Raw genomic sequence first — 8,359 nt, 5'->3', positions numbered from 1 at the left:
CCTCGCATATAAGAATCCAGCTTAAGATGGACAGATGCGAAACCACACTGCAAGATGGTTGTCCAATCACTTAAGCAAACAGCCAGCGGTTTGAAGCTAACTTCCATGTCAGGGGAACAGACTTTTGATGAAGTAACTCTCTGGGAGTTCAACAGGGGTGACTAGAACTTTTGCCTGATTGACACTGGGACAATTATATCATGGGTTTAATGAAACCTATTGAACAAAAGTAACTATTAAATTTTATATAAGAATAATGGTATCTAAAGATACTATACGAGAGGTGACACATATGAAAGTCGGCGTTGTAGGAATGGGGCTTATTGGCGGCTCCATGGCGAAAGCCATCCACAAAAAAACAGAACATACAGTGATCGGCTGGGACGCATCAGAAACGGTACGACTCAGCGCAAAGCTGCTGGAAGCGGCAGATGAATTCATGGTTGACGGCAATCCCAAAGATTGCGATCTGGTGCTCATTGCCCTTTATCCACAGGCGACCGTAGATTATGTGCGCCAACATGCAAAGGATTTCAAAAAAGGCGCCATGGTTGTGGACTGCGCAGGGGTGAAACGACTGGTTTGCCAGAATGTGCAGGACATCGCCGCAGAAAATGGTTTCATTTTCATTGGTGCTCATCCCATGGCAGGCATTGAGCGTTCCGGCTTTAACTTTTCCAGTGAGAAGATTTTCGAAGGAGCGACCATGATTCTGACACCTTTTCGGGGAACAGATATTGCCGATGTGGATCGACTGAGCCAGTTTTTCAAAAGCATCGGCTTTGCACGGATGCAGGTGGCAACAGACGCGGAACATGACCAGATGATTGCTTACACATCCCAGCTGGCACATGTGGTTTCCAGCGCATATATCAAAAGCGAATTATCTCCCAATTTCAAGGGATTTTCCGCAGGCAGCTTCCACGATATGACTCGTGTGGCAAAACTGAATGAAACCATGTGGACAGAACTGTTTTTGGTGAACAAAGATTATCTGGCAGATGAAATTGACGGTCTGGTGGAACGGCTGCAGGCTTACAGCAAAGTCATCCGCAGCGGTGACGGAGATACTCTGAAAGCCATGCTGAAAGACGGGAAGGAAAAACGCCTTGCCGTTGACGTTGTAAAAGAATTTGATTAAGAAGGTGTGTGTATGAGAAGTGTAACAGTGAAAACTTCCGCAACGTATGAGGTGCTCATTGGCAGCGGACTCCTTCAGAAAGCGGGAGAAGCAGTGAAAAAAGTCATTTCTCCCTGTAAAGCTGCCATTGTGACAGACAGTACCGTGGTACATTTATATGAAGAAACCGTCCGCAAGTCTTTGACAGAAGCTGGATTTTCTGTCTGCACATTTGTGTTTCCTGCAGGAGAAGCATCCAAGAACATTCATACCCTGAGCCATTTGCTGGAATTTCTGGCAAAAGAGGAAATGACCAGAACAGATATGATTGTGGCTTTGGGCGGTGGTGTGACAGGGGATTTGGCAGGCTTTGGTGCGGCAGTATATCTGCGGGGCATCCCTTTTGTACAGATTCCCACCACATTTCTGGCAGCTATTGATTCCTCTGTAGGCGGAAAAACGGCAGTGGATTTGGAAGCAGGAAAAAATCTAGCAGGTGCTTTTTATCAGCCGAAACTGGTACTCTGTGATACGGATGTATTGCAGACATTGCCGGAAGTTGTTTTTGCGGATGGCATTGCGGAAGCATTGAAATATGGCGTACTTGGTGACGCTCCATTATTTGAAAAAATTGCCGGGGGAGATTTCCGGCAGGATTTGGAAGAAATTATTGAAACCTGCGTTTCCATGAAACGGGATGTAGTGGAAGAGGACGAATTTGACACAGGCAAACGCCAGCTTTTGAATCTGGGACATACCTTTGGACATGCCATTGAGCAGAAAAGCCATTTTCAAATGACACATGGTCATGCCGTTGCCATTGGGATGCATCTCATTGCAAAAGCGGCAGAAGCCAAGGGTATTGCAGAGAAAGGTACAGCGGCGGCCATTGCAAAGGCATTGGAACAGAATCATCTGCCCAAAGAAACCGAATTTTCTCCGACAGAAGTGGCAGAAGGAACCCTGCGGGATAAAAAACGCCGGGGCGGAACCATCAGTTTTGTATTTCCCAAGAAAATCGGCGATTGTGAAATCGTAAAAATACCAGTGGAAGAAGTGGAAGCATTAGCAAAAATGGCTATGGAATCGTAAAGGAGGGAGGCTATGAACATCAAAATATCCAGAGGAGCTCTGAGGGGAACGGTGCAGATGATTTCCTCCAAGTCCGATGCTCATCGATTGTTCATTGGTGCGGCGCTGGCAGATCAGCCAACAGAAATGGTGCTTAACGGCAGCTCCGAGGATTTGGAAGCCACCCTTCAGTGTTTGCAGGCATTAGGAGCAGATTTTCTCCGGCAGGGAGATAAAATCAAAGTGTTCCCGGTGGAACAGAAAGAAGAACTGGCTGTGATGGATTGCAGAGAAAGCGGTTCTACCTTGCGTTTTTTGCTGCCAGTGGCGGCGGCATTGGGCAGAAATGTACTGGTGGAGGGAAAGGGCAGATTGCCCCAGCGTCCCATCGGTATCCTGACAGAATTGCTGAGAGAACATGGCTGCTCAGTCAGCAGTGACCAGCTGCCCTTAGAAATGTCTGGACAGCTCAAAGGCGGTACCTTTTCTCTGCCGGGCAATGTAAGTTCTCAGTTTATCACGGGATTGCTTTTTGCATTGCCTTTATTAGAAGAAGATAGTGAAATCGTATTGACCACAGAAGTGGAATCCCGTGGATATATTGATATGACACTGCATACTCTCAAACGCTTCGGTATTGAGGTGGAGGAAGGGAAAAGGGGATTTTCTATTCCCGGCGGACAGAAGTACCATTCCCCCGGTGTGATGCAGGCAGACGGCGACTGGTCTAATGGTGCCTTTTGGCTCACAGCCGGTGCCATGGGTCAGCCGGTGACATGTTGTGGACTACAAATGGACTCTCCCCAAGGAGATAAAGCCATTTTAGATATATTGAAACAGTTTGGAGCACATGTGGAAGTGGAAGGAGATCGAGTAACAGTTTCTCATGGAAAACTGAAAGGCTGCGTCATTGATGCGGCACAGATTCCAGATCTGGTACCCATATTGTGTATGGCGGCAGCGGCGGCAGAAGGAAAAACAGAAATCCGAAATGCCGGCAGACTGCGGATTAAGGAAAGTGACCGCTTGGCGGCTATGGCAGACTGTTTGAAGGGGCTGGGTGTTCCAGTGGAGGAAAAACAGGATGGCTTAGTTATCCATGGCGGGAAATTGACAGAACAGCAAGGAGAAATTCGTATAGATGCTTACGGCGATCATCGTATCGTTATGTCGGCGGCAGTGGGGGCGGCTTTGCTGGGCAGAGAAGCTGTCATTGAAGGTGCGGAAGCTGTGGCAAAGTCTTATCCGGCATTTTTCGCAGAATTTATTCGTTTAGGAGGTGGCGCAGATGTCCTCTAATTTTGGAGAACGAATCAAGATTTCTATTTTTGGACAGTCCCATTCCGAAGCCATTGGGGTAGTCATTGACGGACTACCAGCAGGAGAAGAAATTGATCTGGAAAAGGTGCAGGCGTTTATGAAACGGCGGGCACCCGGTCAGCATAAATATTCCACCACAAGAAAAGAGGGAGATGTCCCGGAAGTGGTGTCCGGTTTATTTGAAGGAAAAACTTGCGGCGCGCCATTATGTGCCATGATACATAATACAAACGCCCATTCCAAAGATTACAGCAATTTGGTGAAAACACCCCGCCCCGGTCATGCGGACTATACGGCGGCTGTAAAATACGGCGGTTTTCAGGATTATCGAGGCGGCGGGCATTTTTCCGGCAGATTAACAGCACCCCTTTGCTTTGCAGGGGCGGTATGTATGCAGATTCTGGAAAGAAGGGGCATTCACTTTGGTGCTCATATCCATTCCATTCACGGCATTGTGGATACACCTATGAATCCGGTGAAAATCACAGCGGAAGAACTGGCGGCAGTGACAGCAAAGACATTTCCAGTCTTTTCCGATGAAGCTGGTCTGCGGATGCAGGAAATCATTGAGGATGCACGACTGAATCAGGATTCCGTCGGCGGTGTGGTGGAAGCGGCAGTGGTAGGGCTTCCTGTTGGCTTGGGCGAGCCGATGTTTGATGGACTGGAAAGCAAGCTGGCTTCCATTTTATATGCCATTCCCGCAGTGAAAGGTGTGGAATTTGGCGATGGTTTTGGTGTGGCAGAGCTGTTTGGTTCCGAAAATAACGACCCATTTTACTTTGATGAAAATGGCAATGTAAAAACAACCACCAACCACCACGGCGGTTCTTTGGGCGGCATTTCCAGTGGGATGCCTCTGATTCTTCGGGCGGCATTCAAGCCTACACCGTCTATTTCCAGAGAACAGAATACCATTGGGATGGAGTCTGGACAGAACGAGACAGTTCGTGTCATTGGGCGTCATGATCCTTGTATCGTGCCCAGAGCGGTGCCTTGCGTAGAGGCGGCAATGGCAGTGGCAATTTTGGATTTATATGAATTACAGCAAAAGAAATAATCAGGAGGGTAAATGTATGTATTTGGACGAATTGAGAAATCAGATTAACGATATTGACGATAAAATTGTGGAGTTATTCGTGGAACGAATGAAAGTGGCTTCTGAAATCGCAGGCGCAAAAGCGGAAAAAAATCTGCCCGTACTGGATATGCGCAGAGAAAATGCTGTATTGCAGAAAATCATGGAAAAGGCAGGGGAAGAATTCGAGCTTTATGCCAATACTCTTTATCACACCATGTTTGATGTAAGCAAAAGCTATCAGGCAGGGATTTTGATGCAGGATACACCTTTGTCAAAAGAAATCATGGCAAGTATCGAAACACCCCTCATGGAATTCCCCAAAAAAGCAGTGGTGGCATGTCAGGGTACAGAAGGCTCCAATGCAGCTCGTGCCTGCAGCAGACTGTTCACCATGCCCAATACCATGTTCTTCAAAAGCTTTGAACATGTTTTCAATGCGGTGGAAAGCGGTCTGTGCCGTTATGGGGTGCTGCCTATCGAAAACAGCTCCGCAGGCTCTGTGACAGAAGTTTATGATTTGATGATGCGTCATAAATTCCATATCGTCAGAAGTCTGAAACTCCACATCAATCATGCGCTGTTGGGAAAACACGGCGCAGATTTCTCCAACGTCAAAGAAATCATTTCCCACGAACAGGCTTTGAGCCAGTGCAGTGAATTTTTGAAATCCCTGCCTCATGTGAAAGTGACTGTATTTGAAAATACAGCTACAGCGGCAAAATATGTGGCAGAATGCGATCGGGATGATATTGCAGCCATTTCCTCTCCTGAATGTGCAAAACTCTATGGCTTGCAGGTGATGAAAAACGATATCCAGAATAACCAGAACAACTACACACGGTTCATCTGTATCGCAAAAGATATGGAAATCTATGCAGGTTCCAATAAAATCAGCCTGATGCTGTCTGTTTCCCATCATCCCGGTTCTCTGTATCGGATGCTGGGTAAAATCGCGGCAAAAGGCATCAATCTGTCCAAGCTGGAAAGCAGACCCATCCCCGGAAAAGACTTCGAATTCCGTTTCTATTTCGATTTGGAAGCCTCTGTCTATTCCAAAGATGTGATTACCCTCCTGAAGGATATGGATTTTTCTGCGGAACAGTTCACATTCCTTGGCTGCTATTCCGAAATTGTTTAAGGAGGCATTGCAATGAAAGTATTGGTTATCAATGGTCCCAATCTGAATATGCTCGGAATCCGTGAAAAACATATTTATGGTACAGAAACTTATATGGATTTGAAGAACTTGATTCATGATTATTGTCAAAAAGAAGGCATTGAGGTGGATATTTTCCAGTCTAACCACGAAGGTGCACTGGTAGACCATATCCAGACAGCCTATTTCAACGAAACAGACGCCATTGTCATCAATCCGGCGGCGTACACTCATACCAGTGTGGCAATTTTAGACGCTTTGAAAGCGGTGAATCTGCCGGCAGTTGAAGTGCATCTGTCTGATGTGGGAAGCAGAGAAGATTTTCGCCAGATTTCTTATGCAGGCATGGCTTGTGAAAAAACCATTACGGGCAAAGGATTTCAGGGCTATATCGAAGCACTGGCATATTTAAAAGAAAAATATCAGAAATAACGATAACATATTACAAAAGATAGATGTGGAAGCATCGGAAATTTCCAGAAGGGAGAGATGTTATGATTTCTCAGAAAATGAAACAGATGGTAGAACAGAGTGCGGCTATGAGCGCCATGTTTACAGAAGGCAAACGGCTGGCAGCCATTTATGGGGCGGAAAATGTATACGACTTTGGCATTGGCAATCCCAATGTAAAAGCGCCTGCATCTGTCAATGCAACTGCCATTGAAATTTTGCAGAATATGGATTCCCTGAAGGTACATAGTTACACAGACAGCAGCGGTATCCCTGCGGCAAGAAAAGCCATTGCGGAAAGTTTGAACCGCCGTTTCGGCACAAATTATGACGAAAGCAATCTGGTTATGACCGTTGGGGCAGCTGGTGGCTTGAATGTGATTTTGAAAGTCCTTTTGGATGCTGGAGATGAAGTGCTGACTTTTGCCCCTTATTTTGGGGAATACGACAATTATGTGATGAATGTGGGCGGTGTACTCCACCCGGTTCCACCCAATCCACCGGATTTCCTGCCGGATGTAGATGCGTTGTCTGCATGTATCACAGCGAAAACAAAGGCAATTATCATCAACTCTCCCAATAATCCCACTGGGGTTATTTATGACGCGGGAACCATTGAGAAGATTGCGGCGGTTTTGCGACAGAAATCCGCGGAATATGGCACCGATATTTATATCATTGCCGATGAACCTTACAGGGAACTGGCTTATGATGGCGTAGAAGTGCCTTATATCCCAAATTTCTATGAAAATACTATCGTGGCATACTCTTTCTCCAAATCCTTGTCATTGCCGGGGGATCGTATCGGATATCTAGTCATTCCCTCCACTGTGTCGGATTTTGCGGAAGTTTCCATGGGTGCAGCCATTGCAAACCGTGTTTTGGGCTTTGTCAACGCACCGGCTTTGCAGCAGATGGTGGTGGCAAAATGCTGTGAGGAAACCACAGATGTGGCATTTTATAATGCCAACAGAGAACTGCTGTACAACGCTTTGCAGGAATACGGCTATTCCTGTGCCAAACCCCAGGGCGCTTTTTACCTGTTTGTGAAGGCTTTAGAGGATGATGACAAAGCTTTCTGTGAAAAGGCGAAAGAATACCGTTTGCTGGTGACCCCAGGGAGCGCTTTTGGCTGCAAAGGATATGTGCGTATTTCCTATTGCGTGGCACGGGAAACCATTGAAAATTCCCTGCCGTCATTCAAGGCATTGGCAGAATCCTATAAAAAATAAAAATGATTTTTGTGAAAGATACTGTTTTCGGACAGTATCTTTTTTTGTGCAAAAGGAAGGCAGGGGCGTTTCTGTTTTCGTTTTCGATGGGTTTTTTGCCGCCAGTGGAGGCTGGTGGTGGGTGGAGAGGTGGGAAAAGGGTGGCGGAAGGAAAAATGTGGTAAAAGTTGGGTGGGACAGGTCTGAAAAAACCTTGAAAAATCGGCATTTTCTGAAGAAAAAAAGAAGAAAAAAACAGGTCGTAGGACTTGTTTTTTTGTTACGGTTATATTACAATGTGGTTAGTAGTGGCGAAAAGTGGCTGAAAAGGGAGTAAAAATTGCGAATCGGCATAGTGAAAGGTGAAAGGTGGTGAGACAAGATGTTCATGGGGGAATACCAGCATTCCATTGATGCAAAAGGAAGATTGATTGTACCTGCCAAGTTCCGTGACGGACTGGGCGAACATTTTGTGGTCACCAAAGGTTTGGATAATTGCCTGTTTGCTTATCCCCAGGAAGAATGGAAGATCTTTGAGGAAAAACTCAAACAGCTTCCTTTGACCAGCACCGGTGCCAGAAAGTTTGTCCGCTTTTTCTTCGCGGGAGCTGTGGAATGCGATCTGGATAATCAGGGACGTATCATCCTGCCTTCCAATCTGCGGGAATATGCTGGACTGAAAAAAGACATCGTTTCCATTGGTGTCAACAACCGAATTGAAATCTGGAACAAGGAAAATTGGAAAGAATATAACGAAGAAGAAAATTTCATCAGCAATGATCTGGCTTTTGAAATGGAAAATCTGGGCATTTGATGCGGCAGAAAAAAAGTCCAGCGGTGATATGTCAAGATAAAAACAATATTGAAAGATATACTTTCAGCTATGTTTCAAAAAGACAAAAACACCCACCTAAGCCCTGCAAATCGTATTTTTGAAAAATGAGCAGGGT

The 8,359-nt window shown here is 46.0% G+C and carries 8 protein-coding genes; all 8 read left to right on the top strand.

Going from position 1 to position 8,359, the window contains the following annotated elements; genetic code table 11:
* Positions 1-292: 292 nt before the first annotated feature.
* The 8 genes from INF29_RS13350 to mraZ all read left to right on the top strand — a co-directional run bounded on the left by INF29_RS13350 (position 293) and on the right by mraZ (position 8,223).
* On the top strand, positions 293-1,141 hold the full coding sequence (locus INF29_RS13350; RefSeq protein ID WP_191344941.1) for a prephenate dehydrogenase: 849 nt from the start codon (positions 293-295) through the stop codon (positions 1,139-1,141).
* A gap of 12 nt (positions 1,142-1,153) precedes the next feature.
* On the top strand, positions 1,154-2,212 hold the full coding sequence (aroB, locus tag INF29_RS13345) for a 3-dehydroquinate synthase (RefSeq protein ID WP_193487170.1): 1,059 nt from the start codon (positions 1,154-1,156) through the stop codon (positions 2,210-2,212).
* Positions 2,213-2,224: 12 nt separating this feature from the next.
* Positions 2,225-3,490: a 3-phosphoshikimate 1-carboxyvinyltransferase gene (aroA, locus tag INF29_RS13340; RefSeq protein ID WP_193487168.1), complete on the top strand. Its 1,266-nt coding sequence runs from the start codon at positions 2,225-2,227 to the stop codon at positions 3,488-3,490.
* Positions 3,480-4,571, top strand: coding sequence for a chorismate synthase (aroC, locus tag INF29_RS13335; protein WP_193487166.1), 1,092 nt, complete (start codon positions 3,480-3,482; stop codon positions 4,569-4,571). The genes aroA and aroC overlap by 11 nt, the downstream gene beginning before the upstream one ends.
* A 16-nt stretch (positions 4,572-4,587) precedes the next feature.
* Positions 4,588-5,730: a bifunctional chorismate mutase/prephenate dehydratase gene (locus tag INF29_RS13330; RefSeq protein WP_087989298.1), complete on the top strand. Its 1,143-nt coding sequence runs from the start codon at positions 4,588-4,590 to the stop codon at positions 5,728-5,730.
* A gap of 12 nt (positions 5,731-5,742) precedes the next feature.
* The gene (gene aroQ, locus INF29_RS13325; protein WP_087989297.1) at positions 5,743-6,180 is read left to right on the top strand and encodes a type II 3-dehydroquinate dehydratase; all 438 of its coding nucleotides are present in this window, start codon (positions 5,743-5,745) and stop codon (positions 6,178-6,180) included.
* A gap of 62 nt (positions 6,181-6,242) precedes the next feature.
* Positions 6,243-7,430, top strand: a complete 1,188-nt coding sequence (locus INF29_RS13320; RefSeq protein ID WP_193487164.1) for a pyridoxal phosphate-dependent aminotransferase — start codon at positions 6,243-6,245, stop codon at positions 7,428-7,430.
* A 361-nt stretch (positions 7,431-7,791) separates the two neighbouring features.
* Entirely contained in the window at positions 7,792-8,223 is a 432-nt protein-coding gene (mraZ, locus tag INF29_RS13315; protein WP_022254008.1) for a division/cell wall cluster transcriptional repressor MraZ, read from the top strand.
* Positions 8,224-8,359: the final 136 nt, after the last annotated feature.

It is taken from the genome of Anaerotignum lactatifermentans, assembly GCF_014982935.1.
Lineage (GTDB): Bacteria > Bacillota > Clostridia > Lachnospirales > Anaerotignaceae > Anaerotignum > Anaerotignum lactatifermentans.
Note: the sequence above shows the minus strand (reverse complement) of the source record. Positions and strands in the feature narration are given on the sequence as shown.